Raw genomic sequence first — 21,294 nt, forward strand, 5'->3', positions numbered from 1 at the left:
TTCAAGGCTAAATTAAGAGTGTAGCCAAAGAAGCGAGTGTGGATTAGAAGCGAGGAGAGTGTGGAATTTTGAAATGGGATCTTTTTAGAAAAACAATTGGTGGAATTCTCCTTGTTTCACTTATAGCAATAGGGTTTATCAAACCGATTCATGAATATATTGATCTCCCCAAGAATGTGACGATGTTCAGCGGCGAACACCAATCATTTGCTCAGCCCCAAGCTGTGACAGCTACAGTCATGAAGGGGGAGAATGTCGCGGTCACAACTGAAAATAAAGGGATTACAGTACAAGCGCAAACAGCAGGCAAAAACGAAGTACTAATGGAATTTGCAGGATTTCCGATAAAAAAAGTCAATGTAAATGTTTTGAAAGATTTTAAAGTGATCCCTGGCGGCCAGTCAATCGGTGTGAAATTAAATACACTTGGAGTATTGGTTGTTGGACATCATTTAGTTTCAACAGAACAAGGAAAGCTATCCCCAGGGGAAGAAGCAGGCATCCAGGTTGGTGACATCATAACAAAAATCAATGGCAAAAAAATAAAAAATATGTCAGATGTAGCTCCATTTGTGCAAAGTGCAGGAGAAAGCGGGAAACCGCTTCATGTTTCCGTTCAGCGTGACCATACGGTGTTTAATACCGATTTAAAACCTTTGCAGGACAAATCCGAAAAATCCTATAAATTAGGATTATATATACGTGATTCTGCAGCAGGTATCGGAACCATGACATTTTATGATCCAAAATCCCATAAATATGGGGCATTGGGCCATGTCATTTCTGATATGGATACCAAAAAGCCGATTGTTGTGGAAGATGGGCAAATTGTCAGATCGACCGTCACCTCGATTGAAAAGGGAAGCAATGGTAATCCCGGAGAAAAGCTGGCAAGGTTCTCTTCTGATCGTGAGATAATAGGGAATATTGTCAGAAACAGCCCATTTGGAATCTTTGGGAAGCTTCACCACGGGCTCGATAATGGATTATTGGAAAAGCCAATGCCCATAGCTTTATCGAATCAGGTAAAAGAAGGACCGGCCCAAATATTGACGGTAGTAGACGGAGATCAAGTGGAAAAGTACGATATTGAAATTGTCAGCACGATACCGCAGAAATTCCCGGCAACCAAAGGAATGGTCATTAAAGTCACCGATCCGAAGCTGCTGGCGAAAACTGGAGGAATCGTTCAGGGGATGAGCGGAAGTCCGATCATCCAAGACGGAAAATTAATCGGTGCTGTCACACATGTATTTGTAAATGACCCTACTTCGGGATATGGCGTCCATATCGAATGGATGCTCCATGAAGCAGGAATCGATATATATGGAAATGATGAACATAAAGCGAGCTGATGATGAAAAGCCGGGTGAAATAATCTCGGCTTTTTATTTTGCCGAGGCATACGGCGATATTTAGATGAGGCATCTTCAAGGTTTTTTTTGTGTAATTTTAAAATTTAACATGATACGACCTTACAATTCAAGATTTTTTTGATAAAATATACATAAAGAAAATTCGACAAATGCATAATGAATTACTCGAATAACGTCGAAAATAGAAGTAATTAAAAGAAAAACAAAGGATTTATATATTTTTTTAGATTTTTTTAAAAAATGAGAGGATTTTCGGTTGCATTGTCGAAATTGTCATTTACAATAATATTTAGACGAATATAAATATAGATCTTTATGAATTGAGGAGGAAACCTGTAGTGAAGAAGATAAAAGTTTGCATTGTGGATGATAATCGTGAATTGGTCGGCTTATTAGATGAGTACATTGCCTCTTTGGATGATATGGAAGTAGTTGGTGTTGCACACAATGGACAAGAATGCCTGCAGCTGTTGGAAGAAGTGAAACCTGATGTCCTTGTTTTGGATATCATCATGCCCCATCTGGATGGATTGGCAGTTCTTGAAAAACTTAAGGAAAATCCTCGTTCATCTGTACCTAATGTCATTATGCTTACCGCATTTGGACAGGAAGATGTCACGAAAAAAGCGGTTGAGCTTGGAGCTTCTTATTTTATTTTGAAACCTTTTGACATGGACAATTTAGCAAATCATATTCGTCAAGTCAGCGGAAGTTCTAATCCGATCATCAAAAAGTCTTCTTCAATGAAAAGCCACTCTGAACAAAAACCAAGGAATTTGGATGCCAGCATTACCAGCATCATTCATGAAATTGGGGTCCCTGCTCATATTAAAGGGTATTTATATTTAAGAGAAGCCATCTCAATGGTTTATAACGATATCGAATTGCTTGGTTCAATTACGAAGGTTCTCTATCCTGATATCGCAAAGAAATACAATACAACGGCAAGCCGTGTAGAAAGAGCGATCAGACATGCAATCGAAGTAGCTTGGAGCAGGGGGAACATCGATTCAATTTCTTCCCTATTCGGCTATACGGTTTCCATGTCAAAAGCCAAGCCGACAAACAGCGAGTTCATTGCCATGGTGGCAGACAAGCTTCGTCTGGAGCATAAAGCTTCTTGAAAGAGTGAGAATCAATAAAATATGATTGCAGCATATGCCCAGGAGGTCCATGGAATTGGCGAAAGTATTTTGCCGATTGGTGGTGCTGGGCATTTTTTATTGGGACAGATAGGCATAATATATGAAAAATTCTCCGAATACTCTGTAATTGCTTTATACTGGTATGGAAAGAAAAATATGAAAGGGTCGGCAAAGTGAAAATTCATCATAATGATTATTTTTCAATTGATACAATTAACAACGATGTATTGATCACTGTCCAAAAAACAGGGTATCCTCTCTCTGCCTTCAATAATGTTCTGATGGAATTCCCGAGGATAGCCTTGGAAGATTTTCTATCCCTGAAAACGGCAATCACCAAGGCTGACTGCACCCAGCAAAGAATAGGTTCTTTGAAGGAAGAAGCCGAATGTTGGATCGAAGAGGATGAAATGATTGCATCTATTCAAGTGAATATGACCGAAAAGGATTATATTGAAAAAAAGGAAAGCATACAAACCAAAATCAATGAAATGCTTGCTGCAAAAGGAGTCGTTTTCGGGATTATGGAGGAAGCAATAGCAGGGCTGTCACCGATGAAGAAAATAATAGCAGCAAAGGGTAAGGATGCAGTCCAAGGAAGCAATGCATCCATTTCATACAAGGAAAGACCGGAAAGAAAGCCGACGATCACTGCAGAAGGCAAAGCGGACTATTTTGATATGAATTTTTTGACGGAAGTAAAGGAAGGGGATTGCTTAGGAAAAAAAACACGTCCTACAAAAGGGGAATCCGGAAAGACTGTTATCGGTAGAGAAATACCGGGGCCTTCTGGAAAAGATCAAGAGTTTGTTTATGATAAGAAAACGATTGAACTTATCGATGAAGGTGAGAATTCATATTTGATTGCAAAGGTGAACGGTGTTTTGGAGTTCATCAATGGTAAAATTTCTGTCGGTCCTCATTTAATCATTGAGGGGGATGTCGGCTATGAAACGGGAAATATTGAATTTGATGGTACGGTTACGATAAAAGGGACGGTTCAGCGCGGCTTTTCAGTGAAAGCTTCTAAGGATATAGCCGTCCATGGCGAGCTTGGGATTAGTGGATGTGACCTGATTGAATCATACGATGGAGATGTATTTATTAAAGGAGGGCTCTTTGGAAGCGGAATTTCAAAGGTTGTAGCTGCACATAATATTTTCATCAAGCATGCCCATGAGTCCACAATGGTTGCCGGGGAAGACATCAGAATAGGCTACAGTGGAATCGGATGCATGATCATAGGGAAAAATGTTTTAGCTGATCATAAAAAAGGGAAAATCATTGGTGGTGTCATTGAAGCAGAGGGAAAAGTGATTTCTGGAACGATTGGGAATAAGACAGAGATGAAAACGAATATTATTGTAAAAGGCTTCGATCGTTCAGAGGTGATAAGCAAAGTAAAGGATTATCGAAATCGTCAGAAAAAAGCCGAGCTTGCTCTAAAGGATGCAAGGAATGAACTTGCCCGTGCAGCAAAAACCGGCGCACATTCGTTACATAAGCTTATTTCGGAAATAGCAGATGAGATGGAACAAAACAACCGTGAAATCAAATCCCTGCTTTCCCTTTTGGACACGAAAGGAGAAGGGGAAATAACTGCGTTTCACGGTATGTTCCCCCAAACCTATATTCAAATCAAGTCTGCAAGAAAACTGATAAAAATGATGACAAGAGGGACAGTTTATTTAAAAGAACATTCATTAAATTTTCTATAGAGGGAAGGATTTGAATGACACAAATATTTGCTCATAGAGGATCGGCGGGCACGCATCCTGAAAATACAATGCAATCATTTTTTGAAGCTGAAAAAGTAAATGCTGATGGCATTGAATTGGACGTTCAGCTCTCAAAAGATGGTGAAGTCGTGGTTATTCATGATGAAACGCTTGAGAGAACCACCAATGGGAAAGGATTTGTCAAAGACTTCAATTTAAATGAATTAAAGAAACTGGATGCCAGCTACAAGTTTAAAACCTTCTTGAAAAAACCAACAATCCCATCATTGCGTGAGGTTTTGGAGTGGTTGACTGGGAATGGCCTTTTGTGCAACATCGAGCTGAAGAACGGTGTTTTTCCATATCCGTCATTGGAGGAAAAAGTCATTTCACTTGTAAGGGAATATCAGTTGGAAGATAGAATAATCATTTCTTCTTTCAATCATTATTCCATTGTTTATTGTTACCGTCTCGCTCCGGAAATCCAGATTGCACCGCTTTACTCGGAAGGATTATTCATGCCGTGGGTATATGCCAAGTCAATCCATGCAGGTGCGATCCATCCTAAATTAAGGGCAGCACCCGATGAAATCATCCTATCATCAATGGAAAATGGGGTTGCCGTGAGACCGTATACGGTCAATAAAAAAGACGATATGCTGCGGCTTTTTCAAATCAACTGCTCAGCCATCATTACTGATTATCCAGCGAAGGCAATTGAATTAAGAGATGGAGTTTCCTAAGCATGATTGCGATGGACCCGGTATCAAAAAAAGACTGATTGGAAAAACAATGCCTGGCGAGAGGCAGTTCGTTTTTCCAATCAGTCTGCTTTTTTTTATCCCTTCTTTTTAAACCTATCCTGAACCTTATTGCGCTTCCGGTCGCGATAAAATATGAAGCCTGCAATAAAACTTAATCCTCCCAAAAAGAAGATCAACCCAGTCAGGAATTGCAGCCATAAAAACGGAAAAGGGTCCTGCAGGATGCCGAACGTCATGTCGCGCATAAGTTTAACACCAAGCACTGCTGCGATTCCGGGTATCACCATTATTAGTAATGCAAAAATACGAATCATCAAATTTCTCCTTTATGTGCATTCAAAAAAATCATATCTCATGAGCAAAATTTGTCAAGTGAGTGATTTTTAGATAAAATTAAAAGGTATGAAAGATTTTGCACTTCTTTGATGCAAAGGAGGAAAAGATTTGCAGGGAGTCCTAATTGTAGGCGCAGGAAAAGGCGGAATGGCCATTTTGAAAATATTGAAAGAATCTTCTGCACTGAAGGTGATTGCCGTCATCGACCCTAATGAAAATGCGCCTGGAATGATCTTTGCTAAAAATGAAGGCATCCAAACCGGAACAGATTGGTCATTATTTCTGGATGAATCAATCGATATTATCATCGAGGTTACTGGTAATCAAGATGTGTTCAGGCAAATTCGGGATGCAAGAAGCAAAGACACTGTCTTGATCCCGGGCAGTGTGGCATATTTAATCGCTACTCTGCTGGATGAGAAGGAAGAATTGATAAACAAATTAACCAATCAGTCATACTTTCATGACTTGATTTTTAATTCGACTGATGATGGTATGGTGGTCATCGATAATAATGAAATGGTGATCTTATTCAATCGCAGTGCAGAACGGATGGTGGGCATAAAGCAGGGAGATGCTCTCGGCAAGCATGTGTTCGACGTTATTCCGACAAGCCAGCTGCCTCGTATTTTGGAAACGAGGCGAATGGAAGCCAATCAAGAGCTTGTACTGCATAATGGATTAAAAATCATTACGACCAGAATACCGATGGTTGGAGAAGATGGGCATCTTTATGGAGCCATATCTATTTTTAAAGATATTACCGAAGTCGTGAACCTTGCTGAGGAAATCACGAACTTAAAAGAAATCCAAACGATGCTGGAGGCAATCATTCAATCAAGTGATGATGCGATATCGGTTGTGGATGAGAGCGGCAAGGGGCTGCTGATTAATCCTGCGTATACAAGAATAACGGGATTAACGCAGGAGCGGGTAATCGGCCAACCGGCTACTGCCGATATTTCCGAAGGCGAAAGTATGCATTTGAAGGTTCTTCAAACCCGCAGAGCAGTGCGCGGAGCCAAGATGAGGGTCGGCCCAAATGAAAAAGAAGTAATTGTCAATGTCGCTCCTGTCATCGTCAATGGAAAATTAAAGGGCAGTGTTGGAGTCATCCATGACGTATCTGAAATCCAATCGCTCACAAAGGAATTAAGCAGGGCAAGGCAAATTATCCGGACACTTGAAGCTAAATACACGTTTGAAGATATCATTGGCGTTTCCGAGGAAATAAAACTCGCCGTCGAACAAGCGAAACTTGGAGCGAAAACTCCGGCTACTGTGCTTCTAAGAGGCGAATCAGGTACGGGAAAGGAATTGTTCGCACATGCGATACATAATGCAAGCGACCGAAAGTATAACAAATTCATTAGAGTGAATTGTGCAGCCATTTCAGAATCGCTGCTCGAAAGTGAATTGTTCGGGTACGAAGAGGGAGCTTTTTCCGGTGCGAAGCGAGGCGGTAAACGGGGATTATTCGAGGAAGCTAACAATGGGAGTATTTTCCTTGATGAAATCGGAGAGTTGAATGTCAACATCCAAGCGAAATTGCTTCGTGTCCTTCAAGAAAATGAAATCGTCAGGGTAGGGGGGACGAAATCCATCCCGATCAATGTAAGGGTAATAGCAGCAACCAATGTGAATCTTGAAAAAGGGATAGCTGCTGGTACTTTCCGTGAAGATTTATATTATCGTCTGAATCGCATGCCCATTCAAATTCCCCCATTGAGACGCAGAAAGTCTGATATTCCTTCTTTATGTGAAAGGTTGATCCATAAGATCAATCAAGACTATGGACGAAATGTTGAAGGCGTAGCGAATGAAGCAATGGATGCATTAATGAATTATGATTGGCCCGGGAATGTAAGGGAATTGGAAAATATTCTCGGAAGAGCGATCATCTTCATGCATTTTAATGACACATTCATTCAATCGGAGCATTTGCCTGTCATGCTGGCGGAAGAAGAGAAGGAGACAATTCCAAAAACCGCTCAATCTATGTACGATCAAAACCTGGACCTTCAACAAATGGTAGAAAAGTTTGAGAAAGACATGATTCAATCTGTTTTAGAGCAGAATAAAGGAAACAAAACAGCTGCAGCAAAACAACTGAAGATTTCCATCCGGAATTTATACTATAAAATAGAGAAATACCAACTTGCAAACAATAGCATGCAATAATTTTCATGAATTGCAGAAATTTGCATGGTGGAAATCGTTTAAATAAAGCGGTTTCAATGATGTAGAAGTTGGCACGCTTCTTGCATATTAAGTTAGTGGTGTATATTTAGAAGGGGTTGAGGCGACAAACATGGATTTAAACAAACTTATTGAAAAAGCCGCCCAAATGAAAGACGTTACAGTCTCAGTAGCAGCAGCGGAGGATATGGAAGTGCTCGAAGCGGTTTCCATGGCGGTGGCACAGAAAATAGCTCATTTCATTTTATTCGGGAATGCCGAGAAAATAGAACAAATCATCCAAAAACATACACCTGACCTAGCAGAGAGTGGATATATTACCATCATGCCTACGGATTCACAGGCTGATGCAGCAAAGAAAGCTGTTCAATGTGTCCATAACGGGCAAGCGAGTGTACTGATGAAAGGAAATATCCCTACTGCTGTGATCTTGAAGGCAGTCTTGAATAAGGAGTATGGCTTAAGAACAGGCAATGTTCTATCACATGTAGCTGCATTTCAAATTCCTGGCTATGACCGGTTGATTTTTGTAACGGATGCAGCCATGAATATTGAACCTGATTTGAATCAAAAGGTTCAAATCATCAATAATTCTGTCGATGTTGCAACTGCAGTCGGACTAGAAATGCCAAAGGTTGCACCAATAGCTGCCGTAGAAGTGGTGAACCCTTCCATGCAGGCCACGTTGGACGCTGCAGCCCTCTCACAAATGAACGCTCGAGGGCAAATAAAAAATTGTTTGGTGGATGGACCGCTAGCACTTGATAATGCGATTTCCATCGAAGCAGCCGAGCATAAAGGAATACATAGTGATGTTGCAGGACAAGCAGACATCCTTGTAGTGCCGAATATTGAAACAGGTAATGCACTCTATAAATCGCTTATTTATTTTGCTAAAGCGAAAGTCGGTGCGGTCATTGCGGGCGCGAAGGCCCCTATTGTCCTCACATCAAGGTCAGATAGTGCCGAAAGTAAATTGAATTCATTAGCGCTGGCGATTTGTTCTTCAAACAAATAGTGTTAACGAAAAGGGTCAACCATTAAGAAAACCAGACCTTTAAAATAAAATTCAGGAGGAATTATCAAATGAAAATTTTTGAATATATGACAAACTATGATTATGAGCAATTATTATTTTGCCAGGATGAGCAATCTGGATTAAAAGCAATCATCGCCATCCATGACACAACTTTAGGGCCTGCGTTGGGCGGAACACGCATGTGGACGTATGAATCAGAAGAAGCTGCAATTGAAGATGCACTTCGTCTTGCGCGAGGAATGACCTACAAGAATGCAGCAGCGGGCTTGAATCTAGGAGGCGGAAAGACGGTTATCATCGGCGATCCGCGCAAAGATAAAAACGAAGCGATGTTCCGTGCTTTCGGACGTTTCATCCAAGGATTGAACGGACGTTATATCACTGCAGAAGATGTAGGTACGACTGTTGCAGATATGGACTTAATCCATGAGGAGACGAATTTCGTAACAGGAATTTCTCCTGCGTTCGGTTCATCAGGGAACCCTTCTCCTGTAACGGCATATGGAGTGTACCGCGGAATGAAGGCAGCAGCGAAGGAAGCATTCGGCACGGATTCTCTCGAAGGCAAAACAGTAGCTGTGCAAGGGGTTGGAAATGTAGCATTCAATTTATGCCGTCACCTTCATGAAGAAGGAGCAAACTTGATTGTAACGGACATCAATAAAGAAGCTGTTCAGCGAGCTGTTGAAGAGTTTGGGGCAAAAGCAGTCGACCCGAATGAAATTTACAGCGTACCATGTGACATCTTTGCTCCATGTGCACTTGGAGCTGTCGTGAACGACGATACAATCCCGCAATTAAAAGCAAAAGTAATTGCCGGTGCAGCGAACAACCAGCTGAAGGAAACTCGCCACGGTGACACGATTCATGAGATGGGCATCGTTTATGCGCCTGATTACGTTATCAATGCCGGTGGTGTAATCAACGTCGCTGATGAACTATATGGCTATAATCGCGATCGTGCAATGAAACGAGTAGAGCAAATTTATAACAACGTCGAGAAAGTGTTTGAAATCGCTAAACGCGACGGAATTCCTTCTTACCTGGCTGCAGACCGCATGGCGGAAGAAAGAATTCAAACTATGCATAAATCCCGCAGTCAATTCCTTCAAAACGGCAAACACATCTTAAACAACCGTTAAGGATAAAATTATGGTTCGAAACGCTTTGCTTCTTCAGAGGCGGGGCGTTTCTCCCTTTTAAAATAATAGTATGCAAATTCTTGGTAAGACAAGAAGCCGAGTTTTCCAACAAATTGGAGGTTACAACATTGCAAGAAAAAGAATATCGAATTCTCGTTATCAACCCTGGTTCCACTTCAACGAAAATCGGCGTTTTTGACAACGAAAAAGACATTTTTGAAAAAACGATCCGCCATGAAGCGGATGAAATCAACACTTTTGAAAGCATCATTGATCAATATGAATTTAGAAAAAATACTATATTGGCTGCTCTTGATGAAGAAGGGATCAATATTTCCAAGTTGAGTGCAGTATGCGGCCGCGGCGGTCTTCTTCGTCCGATTGAAGGCGGGACCTATCCTGTGAATGAAGCGATGCTTGAAGATTTGAAGATCGGTTTTTCAGGTCAGCACGCATCCAATCTTGGGGGGATCATTGCTTATGAAATTGCCGCTGGTTTAAATATCCCTTCTTATATCGTCGATCCTGTCGTAGTGGATGAGTTGGCTGATATAGCAAGAATTTCCGGCTTTTCATCTATTGAACGTAAAAGCATATTTCATGCACTGAACCAGAAAGCGGTTGCAAGAAGAGTTGCCAAACAATTAGGCAGACGTTATGAGGATTTAAACTTGATTGTTACCCATATGGGTGGCGGGATAACTGTCGGAGCTCATCTAAATGGGCGGGTAGTCGACGTCAATAACGGTCTTCATGGTGATGGTCCATTCAGCCCTGAAAGAGCTGGAACAGTCCCTGCAGGGGATCTCGTCTCATTATGCTATTCTGGTGATTATTATCGTGATGAAATCATGAAAAAGCTCGTGGGACAAGGCGGGCTTGTCGGATATCTTGGGACCAATGATGCTGTCAAAGTTGAAAAAATGATAGCAGATGGCGATCAAAATGCGAAAATGATCTATGATGCCATGGCATATCAAATTGCCAAGGAAATTGGCTCAGCAAGCGCTGTTCTTGAAGGAAAAGTAGATGCCATCATCCTCACTGGAGGCTTGGCATACGGAAAAGACTTCGTTCAGGAAATCAGCAAAAGGATAAATTGGATCGCTGATGTCATTATCCAACCGGGTGAGAATGAGCTTCAGGCATTGGCTGAAGGTGCATTGAGAGTTCTGCAGGGTGAAGAGGAAGAAAAGGTTTACCCTGGAGAGAAGATAAAGAAAGCGACCGTTTAACGATAAGGAGGAAACAACATTGGCACAAGAATATGATTTAGTCATCCTTGGCGGAGGAACGGGCGGTTATGTTGCCGCCATCCGTGCTTCCCAATTAGGCTTGAAAACAGCAATTGTGGAAAAAGGCAAACTGGGCGGTACATGCCTTCATCGCGGGTGCATCCCAAGTAAAGCTCTTCTGCGAAGTGCAGAAGTATACCATACAGCGAAACGCGGGGAAGAATTCGGTGTGACCATAAATGATGTCACGCTGAATTTCACTCGTGTCCAAGAACGCAAGAGCAAAATCGTCGATCAGCTATACAAAGGTGTACAACACTTGATGAAACAAGGGAAAATAGATGTATTTGAAGGGATCGGACGCATATTGGGGCCATCCATCTTCTCGCCGATGCCGGGCACAATTTCCGTTGAAATGAACAATGGTGATGAAAATGAAATGCTCATTCCAAAAAACGTGATTGTTGCAACAGGGTCACGTCCACGTTCATTGCCTGGTTTGGATATTGATGGGCAGTTTGTCTTGTCTTCAGATGAAGCGCTTGAGCTCGAGGAACTTCCGAAATCGATCATCATCGTCGGCGGAGGCGTCATTGGGATCGAATGGGCATCCATGTTATCCGACTTTGGCGTAGAAGTGACTGTTGTGGAATATGCAGATCGAATCATCCCGACGGAAGATCATGAAATCTCAAAAGAAATGCAGCGCTTAATGAAGAAAAAGGGTGTAACCGTTGTGACAAGGGCTAAAGTCCTGCCTGATACATTGGAAAAAGGTGATCAGGAAGTGACGATCAGTGCAGAAGTGAAGGACTCCCAAAAATCCTTTACTGCCGAAAAAATCCTCGTTTCTGTAGGAAGACAAGCCAATACCCAAAACATCGGTTTGGAAAATACTGATATTGTGATTGAAAAAGGTTTTATTCAAACAAATGAATTTTTCCAAACGAAGGAAAGCCATATTTATGCGATCGGTGATGTGATCGGCGGACTTCAATTGGCTCATGTGGCATCCCATGAAGGGATTACGGCTGTCGAGCATATTGCTGGGGAAAAACCGGATCCAATCGACTATACATTAGTGTCTAAATGTATTTACAGCAACCCAGAGGTTGCAAGCGTAGGGTATACTGAACATGAAGCCAAAGAAAAAGGATTCAATGTAAAAGTCGGAAAGTTTTCATTCAGAGCAATCGGAAAAGCACTTGTATTTGGGGAGTCTGATGGATTCGTGAAAATCATCGCTGATAACGATACAGATGATATTTTAGGCGTCCATATGATTGGGCCGCACGTTACGGATATGATTACAGAAGCTGGTCTAGCAAAGGTCTTGGATGCCACGCCTTGGGAAGTGGCCCATACCATCCACCCTCACCCAACGTTGAGCGAAGCGATTGGTGAGGCGGCTCTAGCGGTTGACGGAAAAGCAATTCATTCTTAATTTACGGGGATACCCGATTACTATTTATTTATTGGGAGGTTCAAAAAATGGCTGAAAATCGTCATGCAGCTTTAGGTTTGAGCGATGAAAATGTATTAGAAATATATGAAACAATGCTATTGGCACGTCGAATCGACGAACGTATGTGGCTTTTAAACCGCTCTGGGAAAATCCCATTCGTCATCTCCTGTCAAGGTCAAGAAGCAGCACAGGTTGGAGCAGCGTTTGCATTGGATCGTGAAAAGGATTATGCCCTTCCTTATTATCGTGATATGGGGGTTGTATTGGCTTTTGGAATGACTCCAAAAGAACTCATGCTCTCTGGATTTGCAAAAGCCGAAGATCCAAATTCAGGCGGCCGTCAAATGCCAGGACACTTCGGCCAAAAGAAAAATCGAATCGTAACCGGTTCTTCTCCTGTTACTACTCAAGTACCTCATGCAGTCGGTGTTGCATTGGCCGGAAAAATGGAAAATAAAGATTTGGTCACATTCGTCACGTTCGGTGAAGGTTCTTCCAATCAAGGAGACTTCCATGAAGGAGCAAACTTTGCGGGTGTACATAAGCTTCCGGTTATCTTTATGTGTGAAAATAATAAATATGCCATCTCTGTTCCAATCGAAAAACAATTAGCTTGTGAAAAAGTATCTGATCGTGCCATCGGATATGGCATGCCGGGGTACACAGTGGATGGAAACGATCCGCTTGAAGTATATAAGGCCGTTAAGGAAGCGGCTGACAGAGGCCGCAAAGGCGAAGGCCCAACACTCATTGAAACAGTTTCCTACCGTTTGACTCCACATTCATCCGATGATGATGATCGTTCATATCGTTCTCCAGATGAAGTGGCAAAAGCAAAAACGAATGATCCGATCATTACTTTTGGCGCTTATTTAAAAGAAGTCGGCGCAATGAATGATGAACTTGAAAAAGAAATCAATGATCGAGTGATGAAACAAGTGAATGAAGCAACGGATTACGCAGAAAATGCTCCATATGCTGAAGCAGAATCTGCACTAAAATTTGTCTACGCAGAAGAGAAGTAAGGGGGAAGTAACGATGCCAGTAATTTCTTATATTGATGCCGTAACAATGGCCATTCGTGAAGAAATGGAACGTGATTCAAAAGTATTTGTACTTGGTGAGGATGTCGGTAAAAAAGGTGGGGTATTTAAAGCGACCCATGGCCTTTATGATCAATTCGGAGAAGAGCGGGTAATTGACACACCTCTTGCTGAATCTGCCATCGCTGGAGTCGGAATCGGTGCTGCCATGTACGGCATGCGTCCTATCGCTGAAATGCAATTTGCCGATTTCATCATGCCTGCTGTCAATCAAATTATTTCGGAGGCGGCAAAGATCCGCTACCGCTCCAACAATGACTGGAATTGCCCGATTGTTGTCCGTGCTCCTTACGGCGGAGGCGTTCATGGCGCTCTATATCACTCACAGTCGGTCGAAGCAGTGTTTGCCAACCAGCCTGGACTGAAAATCGTGATGCCTTCCACTCCTTATGACGTCAAAGGTTTACTGAAGGCAGCTATCCGCGATGATGATCCGGTATTGTTCTTTGAACATAAACGCGCCTACCGTTTAATTAAAGGGGAAGTTCCTGACGATGATTATGTATTGCCAATCGGCAAGGCAGATGTAAAGCGTGAAGGAGAAGATATCACGGTCATCACTTATGGTCTTTGTGTTCATTTTGCATTGCAGGCTGCCGAAAAGCTTGCGCAGGATGGCATTGAAGCACACATTCTTGACCTTCGCACTGTCTACCCATTGGATAAGGAAGCAATCATTGAGGCAGCTTCTAAAACAGGAAAAGTCCTTCTTTTAACAGAAGACAATAAAGAAGGAAGCATCATGAGTGAAGTTTCAGCTATCATTGCCGAAAATTGCTTATTTGAATTAGATGCTCCGATTGCGCGTTTAGCAGGCCCTGATGTGCCGGCTATGCCTTATGCGCCGACGATGGAAAAATACTTTATGGTCAATCCTGACAAAGTTGAAAAAGCAATGCGTGAACTCGCTGAATATTAATTTTACAACACAAGATTTTTATGAGGAGGTTTCTTCCAGTGGCAATAGAAAAAATGGCGATGCCTCAGTTAGGAGAAAGTGTAACTGAAGGCACAATAAGTAAGTGGTTAGTGTCACCTGGTGATCATGTCAATAAATACGACCCGATCGCAGAAGTTCAAACGGATAAAGTAAATGCGGAGGTGCCGTCATCCTTTACGGGTGTAATCAAAGAATTGATTGCAGATGAGGGAGATACCCTTGAAGTCGGGGAAGTCATCTGTTCCATTGAAACAGAAGGGGCTGGCAAGGCGGAGGAAAGCCAAGATAATGCCGCTTCTGCTCCTGAGTCAAGCAGCACAAATGCAGCAGAGGAAAAAAGTGTGGCAAAGCCTGCAAGGCCTTCTGCCAATGATGGAAACAAAGTACGTTATTCACCGGCGGTCTTGAAAATTTCACAAGAACACGGCATCGATTTGAACCAAGTCGAAGGAACAGGAAAAGGCGGAAGGATTACACGCAAAGATTTATTGAAATTAATCGATTCCGGCAATATTCCGAAAGCAGGGGATAATAAACCGGCTGCGCCTGTACAAGAAGCTCCGAAACAGGAAGTTCCAACATCTGCACCGGCCGCACCAAAAGCCCCTGCAGCGAATGTCCCTGTTTCTGCAGGCGACATCGAAATTCCGGTAACTGGTGTTCGCAAGGCGATTGCTGCCAACATGCTCAGAAGTAAGCACGAAGCTCCACACGCATGGACGATGATGGAAGTAGACGCCACCAACCTTGTGAATTATCGAAATGAAATCAAAAACGACTTCAAGCAACGTGAAGGATTCAATCTAACTTTCTTTGCCTTCTTTGTTAAAGCAGTGGCGCAGGCACTGAAGGAGTTTCCACAGATCAATTCCATGTGGGCAGGGGAAAAGATCATTCAGAAGAAGGATATCAATATCTCGATCGCTGTGGCAACAGACGATGCTTTGTTTGTACCAGTCATTAAAAATGCCGACGAAAAAACGATCAAAGGCATTGCAAGGGAAATCACAGAGCTGGCTCAAAAGGTCCGTACTGGAAAATTAAAATCTGAGGATATGCAAGGCGGCACATTCACTGTCAATAATACTGGGTCGTTCGGCTCTGTTCAGTCCATGGGTATAATCAATTATCCGCAAGCGGCAATTCTGCAGGTCGAATCGATTGTCAAACGTCCAGTCGTAATGGAAAATGGGATGATTGCTGTCCGTGATATGGTCAACCTTTGTATGTCCCTGGACCATCGTGTGCTTGATGGATTGATTTGCGGCCGATTCCTGCAGCGGGTCAAAGAAATCATCGAAAACACTTCCAAGCAGTCCACTTCAATTTATTAAGCCGCAAAGATAAGCGGTTCCTATAACTAGAGGAAACTGGAGTATAAATTCGTACACGAATTTATACTCCTTTTTTATTGACTTTTCGCTAAATATGGCTGATTACCGTGGAGCGAGCGGATCCTTCTAAAAGCCTATAGATCATTTGGTGGAAAATAATCCTAAGCACATTGCTTCATTTTTTAATTTTGTGATAACCCCTAACGACAGGAAATGACTAAATACCTTCCCAGAAAGTCGGATAAACTCCATTTTTTGATAGGAACCATCAATAATCTCCATACTTTCGACCTGTTGAATAAAATAAGTGACAGTCCAAAAGTTTTGTTTTTTGAATTTGTGAACTTTTTGTGACGATATTCGGCAGTCATCGACAATAACTAATGGTTATATTTGGATTATCAACTAAGAACATCCAAATGAATTTGTCGGAAAGGAGGAAATGGTTCCAGCTGTTCACTTAATCTAGGGAGGGGAAAAAAATGGGTAAAAGGAAAAGGAATGTAAAATGGCTCTCGCTTACTTTCACGATCATGCTGATCTTTTCTTTACTTACACCAATGAATGCCACCCTTGCAGCAACAAAAAAAGCATCCTCGACATCTGCACGCGAATCGGTTGTTCTTAACTCCAAGGATAGAGTCTCCTCAAAAGTCATTGATCAATTTAAACAAAAGGAAAAGGTTACGTACTTGGTTAAGCTCAAAGATCAAGTCGATACAACCAAGGTTTCAGAAAATGCTGCATCAAAGGCGAAATCAGAAAAACTTTCTTCCTTGAATACAAAACTATTAAAAAGGTCGATGGTCGTTTCCACATTAAGAGCAAAAGCGACTGAAACACAAGCCCATTTGAAAGGGTATTTACAAAAAGAACAAAAGGCTGGAAAAGTGAACAAGATCCAATCCTTCTATGTTGTCAACGCTTTAGCCGTTACTTCGACAAAGGACGTAATGGAAGCCATGGCTGCTTTTCCGGAAGTAGACAAAGTCCTTCCGAATGAAAAAAGGCAATTGATTCAGCCGACTGCAGTGAAAAATTTGGAAAAAGAAAAATCTTCTTTGCAGTTGCAGCCGAAAAACGGTACATCTTCTATAGAATGGAATATTCAGCAGATCGGTGCTCCACAAGTATGGAATATGGGGATAGATGGAACCGGTACAGTGGTCGCAACGATTGATACGGGCGTTCAATGGGATCACCCCGCACTGAAACAAAAATATAGAGGGTACGATCCACAAAATCCGGACACGCCTAACAATGAATTCAACTGGTTTGATGCCGTCGCGAGTCAGTCCAGTCCCTATGATGATATTGGACATGGTTCACATGTGACCGGGACAATGGTTGGATCGGAACCCGACGGAAGCAATCAAATCGGCGTAGCACCGGGGGCTAAATGGATTGCCGTAAAGGCATTTTCTCCAGATGGCGGGACCGACGTAGATTTGCTTGAAGCTGGTGAATGGATTTTAGCTCCAAAAGACTCGGATGGAAATCCGCATCCAGAAAAAGCGCCGGATGTTGTAAATAATTCCTGGGGAGGCGGACCAGGAATGGATGAGTGGTACCGCCAAATGGTCCAAGCATGGAGAGCAGCGGAAATCTTCCCGGAATTTTCTGCAGGGAATACGACATTGACGAATCCAGGCGGACCTGGGTCAGTCGCGACGCCTGCCAATTACCCGGAATCTTTTGCTACTGGAGCTACAGACAGTCAAAACCATTTGGCAAGTTTTTCATTGCAGGGTCCTTCTCCTTACAATGAAATGAAGCCTGAAATTTCCGCTCCAGGAGTCAATATTCGTTCATCGGTACCTGGAAGCACATATGAAGGTGGATGGAATGGAACATCAATGGCGGGGCCGCATGTCTCAGCTGTTGTTGCACTATTGAAGCAAGCCGATGCAAGCCTGACGGTGGATGAGATTGAAGATATTTTAGAATCCACTGCAGTGCCTTTGACGGATGCGAACTTCCCTGATTCTCCCAATAATGGATATGGCCATGGCCTCGTCAATGCGTTTGATGCCGTATCCTCAGTCTTGAGCGGAATCGGAAAAGTGAAAGGGACCGTTACAAAGGAAGGTGAAGACACTGAAGCACCGGTTATTGCCCATGAGGCTCCTGCGCAGGCATTTAAAGAGATGGCTTTGCCGCTGCAAGCCGATGTGAGCGATAATATCAGCGTAACAGACGTTAAATTAAGCTATATGAACGAGGATGGCAGCTGGACTGATATCAATGCTGAAAGAGTGGCGGGTGATTATCGATCGGGAACCTATGAAGCTACTATCCCTGCCGAAGCATTGACTGGTGATGATATTACCTATAAATGGACAGCCGGGGACTTCGGAGGGAATGAACAATCAACAGATGAATATACCATTTCATTACTACCCGGCATTTCAACAGGATACGAACAGGATTTTGAACATTCTCCGATAGGCTGGACATCGTATGGCCAGGCAAATAGCTGGGAGTGGGGCGCACCTTCAAGCGGACCGGGAAATGCGGTCTCTGGTGAAAAAGTGTATGGGACGAATTTGGATGGAAATTATGACAATAGTGGAAATATGACGTTATTGATGCCTCCGGTTGATTTGCCTGATGGAGAAAGCTATCTCCAATTCAAACAATGGTATGAGCTTGAACGGAACTATGATTATGGCCATGTGTTTATTTCGACAGACATGGAAAACTGGACACAGGCATTGCGTGTAAATGGGACGACTGATGGATGGGTCGATGGTGAGGTGGATTTAAGCCAATACGCCGGACAACGCATCTACATCGCCTTTAATGTCACAACTGACAGCAGCGTCGTAAAACAAGGATGGTATTTGGACGATGTGAAGCTCTCAGATCAATCATTGCAGCCTGCGAAGAAAATCGATTTGGGTGTAAAACCAAAAAATCAAGATAAATCCGCTTCATTGGCTGCCAAACCAAAAGTATATCCAGATAAAATCATGCCGATCAAACCGGCAAACGAAGAAAAACCTTCCACCGATCCTGCACCGATGCTCTTGCCGCTTCAAGCGCAGGTGAGTGTGCTCGAAACTGGAAGATCAGTTTATACAGATCCAAAGGATGGCTCATATGAACTCTCACATGCAGCTGGAGACTATACGCTAAAAGCGGAGGCATATGGATACAGATCAGAAACACAGCAAGTATCGATCGAACAAGATGGAATCACGACAGCAGACTTTACGCTGGAAGAAATTCCAAAGGGGACGATTTCAGGTATGGTCACCAATGAAGCTACCGGTGAACCTCTTGAAGGAGCCACATTGTTCGTTCTTGAGGATGCTGCCATCCAGCCGGTTCAAACCGATGAAAATGGACATTATGATCTTCAAGTATATGAAGGTGATTATACATTGAAGATTGTTGCTCCACATTATTACTCTCAAGAAGTGAGCGTGACGGTGAACGGCGGTGAAGTAGAAACGGTGGATGTCGCCATGAAACCGTTCATTGGATATGGGGGTGAAATTGGCTACGATGATGGAACTGCAGAAAATGCACGCGCATTCTACGATGCAGGAAATGGTTGGGGAGTTAAAATGTCGCTTGCCGATGGACAGGATAAAGCGCTTGTCACAGGGGGCTTATTCAGATTCTGGGACACAGAATGGCCGGTTCCCGGCGGTACAGACTTTAAGGTTGAGGTTTACGATGCAAGCGGGTCTGATGGGGCTCCAGGCAAGAAAATTGCCGGACCTATCAATGCTACTGCTTTAAGGAATGGGGAATGGACCCAAGTCGATTTAAGCGGGGAAGGGATCATGGTTGATGGAGATTTCTACATGGTATATATTCAATCGGATCCAAACCCGAATGCACCTGGACTTGCGACAGATGAAGATGGAGAAAACGCAGGTAGAAGCTGGCAGTACGTAGATGGTGCCTGGTCGCCGTCACCTGAGGATGAAGGAAACTATATGATCAGGGCATTAGTGGACTATGAAGTAACCGCTCCGGTCATTACTTCGCCGAAGGATGGCTCATTCACCAATCAGAAAACGGTTGTTGTCGAAGGTACTTCCGCTCCTGGCACAACGGTGCACATTTTGAATAATGGGGAAGAAGCTTCGGCCGTACAAGCAACAGAAGAAGGAACATTCAGCACAGAGGTTGATTTAATAAATGGCGAGAATTCATTGACGGCCAAGGCTTCGACAGAACAAGGCATGACAGATGAGTCTTCTCCGGTCGTTATTACTCTCGATCAGCAGAAACCTGAACTGACCATCACGTCGCCTGAGGATGGCTTGAAAACGAATAAAGAAGCCATTACAGTAACAGGGAATGTAATAGAAGACAATCTCGCATGGGTAAAAGTAAATGGAGAAAAAGCAGAGGTATCCGATGGTTCATTCTCTCATCGAATCCTTTTGAACGAGGGAGAAAATGTGATTACTGTGATCGCCAAAGATAAAGCGGGCAATCGCAAAAAGCAAAAGGTCACAGTCTATTCGAAGCAAGGGTCGATCGTCATTGATAACCTTCAGCCTACTGTAGATAAAGAATTAAAGAGCGGCCAAACAGTCAAGATCGAATTTGACAGTGAACCTGGATTAAAAGCTGTATTTACCATCATGATGCCATTGACCAATACAGGCGCAGTGCAAAATGCGAATGAACTGCCGATGATGGAAACAAGTGCAGGACACTATGAAGGCTATTATACAGCCACCTCCAATGTGAAAGCACCGGGAGCGGTCATCGAAGTGAAAGCTTCCGATGACTATGGAAACGTCTCTACTAAACGTGCGGAAGGATTGCTGTATATTAATACAAAGAAAAAATAAACAAAAGATCGATGGGACCAAAGGGCTTTCCTTGGTCCCATTTTGTTTTGGCCATTGTTGGCACCTCGGCTCTATGGTGACTGACGCATGGCTGTAGAACCAGTCTGATTGCAGCCGTTGATGGAGAAATGGTGCAAAGTGATGGAGAAAACGTCGATTCTGATGGAGAAATTCATGGAAGTGATGGAATAAATCGCAGAAGTGATGGAGAAATCCCAATTTGTGAGGGAATCAGCATCTGCAAACGCTCCCCGGCACCGCTATGAACCTATGAACCCGTTCAATTTGTCAGTTTGGAAGGCTGGCGCCGCGGAAAACCAGCTCCGAACATCAACGGTGAGAGAAACATGGCTGCAGAACCAGTCTGATTGCAGTCGTTGAAGGAGAAATGGTGCAAAGTGATGGAGAAAACGTCGATTCTGATGGAGAAATTCATGGAAGTGATGGAATAAATCGCAGAAGTGATGGAGAAATCCCAATTTGTGAGGGAATCAGCATCTGCAAATGCTCCCCGGCACCGCTATGAACCTATGAATCCGATCAATTTGTCAGTTTGGAAGGCAGGCGGAGCGGAAAACCAGCTCCGAACATCAACGGTGAGAGAAACATGGCTGCAGAACCAGTCTGATTGCAGCCGTTGATGGAGAAATGGTGCAAAGTGATGGAGAAAACGTCGAT

Annotated in this window: 14 protein-coding genes; 13 read left to right on the plus strand and 1 reads right to left on the minus strand. The window is 43.0% G+C overall.

Annotated features, from left to right (window positions below; all coding sequences use genetic code 11):
• The first annotated feature begins 68 nt into the window (after nt 1-68).
• The 4 genes from spoIVB (at nt 69) to D9X91_RS02580 (ending at nt 4,982) form a co-directional block, all read left to right on the plus strand.
• Complete coding sequence (gene spoIVB / locus D9X91_RS02565; protein ID WP_121678973.1) at nt 69-1,355, plus strand: SpoIVB peptidase; 1,287 nt, start codon at nt 69-71, stop codon at nt 1,353-1,355.
• Nucleotides 1,356-1,714: 359 nt separating this feature from the next.
• Nucleotides 1,715-2,500: a sporulation transcription factor Spo0A gene (gene spo0A / locus D9X91_RS02570; protein ID WP_121678974.1), complete on the plus strand. Its 786-nt coding sequence runs from the start codon at nt 1,715-1,717 to the stop codon at nt 2,498-2,500.
• A 194-nt stretch (nt 2,501-2,694) separates the two neighbouring features.
• Nucleotides 2,695-4,239, plus strand: a complete 1,545-nt coding sequence (locus D9X91_RS02575; RefSeq protein ID WP_121678975.1) for a DUF342 domain-containing protein — start codon at nt 2,695-2,697, stop codon at nt 4,237-4,239.
• Nucleotides 4,240-4,253: 14 nt separating this feature from the next.
• Nucleotides 4,254-4,982: a glycerophosphodiester phosphodiesterase gene (locus tag D9X91_RS02580; RefSeq protein ID WP_121678976.1), complete on the plus strand. Its 729-nt coding sequence runs from the start codon at nt 4,254-4,256 to the stop codon at nt 4,980-4,982.
• A gap of 95 nt (nt 4,983-5,077) precedes the next feature.
• Here D9X91_RS02580 and D9X91_RS02585 read toward each other — a convergent pair whose 3' ends face one another.
• Complete coding sequence (locus D9X91_RS02585; protein ID WP_121678977.1) at nt 5,078-5,317, minus strand: DUF2627 domain-containing protein; 240 nt, start codon at nt 5,315-5,317, stop codon at nt 5,078-5,080.
• Nucleotides 5,318-5,447: 130 nt separating this feature from the next.
• On the opposite strand from D9X91_RS02585, the gene D9X91_RS02590 reads away from it, so the two are divergent.
• The 9 genes from D9X91_RS02590 (at nt 5,448) to D9X91_RS02630 (ending at nt 20,616) form a co-directional block, all read left to right on the plus strand.
• Entirely contained in the window at nt 5,448-7,520 is a 2,073-nt protein-coding gene (locus D9X91_RS02590) for a sigma 54-interacting transcriptional regulator (RefSeq protein ID WP_121678978.1), read from the plus strand.
• 130 nt (nt 7,521-7,650) lie between these two features.
• On the plus strand, nt 7,651-8,556 hold the full coding sequence (gene yqiS, locus D9X91_RS02595) for a phosphate butyryltransferase (RefSeq protein ID WP_121678979.1): 906 nt from the start codon (nt 7,651-7,653) through the stop codon (nt 8,554-8,556).
• A gap of 68 nt (nt 8,557-8,624) precedes the next feature.
• Nucleotides 8,625-9,719 (plus strand): branched-chain amino acid dehydrogenase, encoded by a 1,095-nt coding sequence (bcd, locus tag D9X91_RS02600; RefSeq protein WP_121678980.1) that lies wholly within the window; start codon nt 8,625-8,627, stop codon nt 9,717-9,719.
• Between the two features lie 128 nt (nt 9,720-9,847).
• Nucleotides 9,848-10,954, plus strand: a complete 1,107-nt coding sequence (gene buk / locus D9X91_RS02605) for a butyrate kinase (RefSeq protein WP_121678981.1) — start codon at nt 9,848-9,850, stop codon at nt 10,952-10,954.
• Nucleotides 10,955-10,973: 19 nt separating this feature from the next.
• The gene (gene lpdA, locus D9X91_RS02610) at nt 10,974-12,398 is read left to right on the plus strand and encodes a dihydrolipoyl dehydrogenase (protein ID WP_121678982.1); all 1,425 of its coding nucleotides are present in this window, start codon (nt 10,974-10,976) and stop codon (nt 12,396-12,398) included.
• 47 nt (nt 12,399-12,445) lie between these two features.
• Nucleotides 12,446-13,444 (plus strand): thiamine pyrophosphate-dependent dehydrogenase E1 component subunit alpha, encoded by a 999-nt coding sequence (locus D9X91_RS02615; RefSeq protein ID WP_121678983.1) that lies wholly within the window; start codon nt 12,446-12,448, stop codon nt 13,442-13,444.
• A gap of 13 nt (nt 13,445-13,457) precedes the next feature.
• Nucleotides 13,458-14,441, plus strand: coding sequence for an alpha-ketoacid dehydrogenase subunit beta (locus D9X91_RS02620; RefSeq protein WP_121678984.1), 984 nt, complete (start codon nt 13,458-13,460; stop codon nt 14,439-14,441).
• A 38-nt stretch (nt 14,442-14,479) separates the two neighbouring features.
• Entirely contained in the window at nt 14,480-15,796 is a 1,317-nt protein-coding gene (locus D9X91_RS02625) for a dihydrolipoamide acetyltransferase family protein (protein WP_121678985.1), read from the plus strand.
• A 482-nt stretch (nt 15,797-16,278) separates the two neighbouring features.
• Entirely contained in the window at nt 16,279-20,616 is a 4,338-nt protein-coding gene (locus tag D9X91_RS02630) for a S8 family peptidase (RefSeq protein WP_121678986.1), read from the plus strand.
• Nucleotides 20,617-21,294 lie beyond the last annotated feature (678 nt).

Source organism: Falsibacillus albus (assembly GCF_003668575.1).
Classification (GTDB): domain Bacteria; phylum Bacillota; class Bacilli; order Bacillales; family DSM-25281; genus Falsibacillus; species Falsibacillus albus.

Excerpts from the sequence above, each read along its gene's own strand:
- D9X91_RS02580 (WP_121678976.1), top strand. The coding sequence starts at position 4,254 with ATGACACAAATATTTGCTCATAGAGGATCGGCGGGCACGCATCCTGAA.
- D9X91_RS02585 (WP_121678977.1), bottom strand. The coding sequence starts at position 5,317 with ATGATTCGTATTTTTGCATTACTAATAATGGTGATACCCGGAATCGCA.
- yqiS (WP_121678979.1), top strand. The coding sequence starts at position 7,651 with ATGGATTTAAACAAACTTATTGAAAAAGCCGCCCAAATGAAAGACGTT.
- bcd (WP_121678980.1), top strand. The coding sequence starts at position 8,625 with ATGAAAATTTTTGAATATATGACAAACTATGATTATGAGCAATTATTA.
- D9X91_RS02615 (WP_121678983.1), top strand. The coding sequence starts at position 12,446 with ATGGCTGAAAATCGTCATGCAGCTTTAGGTTTGAGCGATGAAAATGTA.
- D9X91_RS02620 (WP_121678984.1), top strand. The coding sequence starts at position 13,458 with ATGCCAGTAATTTCTTATATTGATGCCGTAACAATGGCCATTCGTGAA.
- D9X91_RS02630 (WP_121678986.1), top strand. The coding sequence starts at position 16,279 with ATGGGTAAAAGGAAAAGGAATGTAAAATGGCTCTCGCTTACTTTCACG.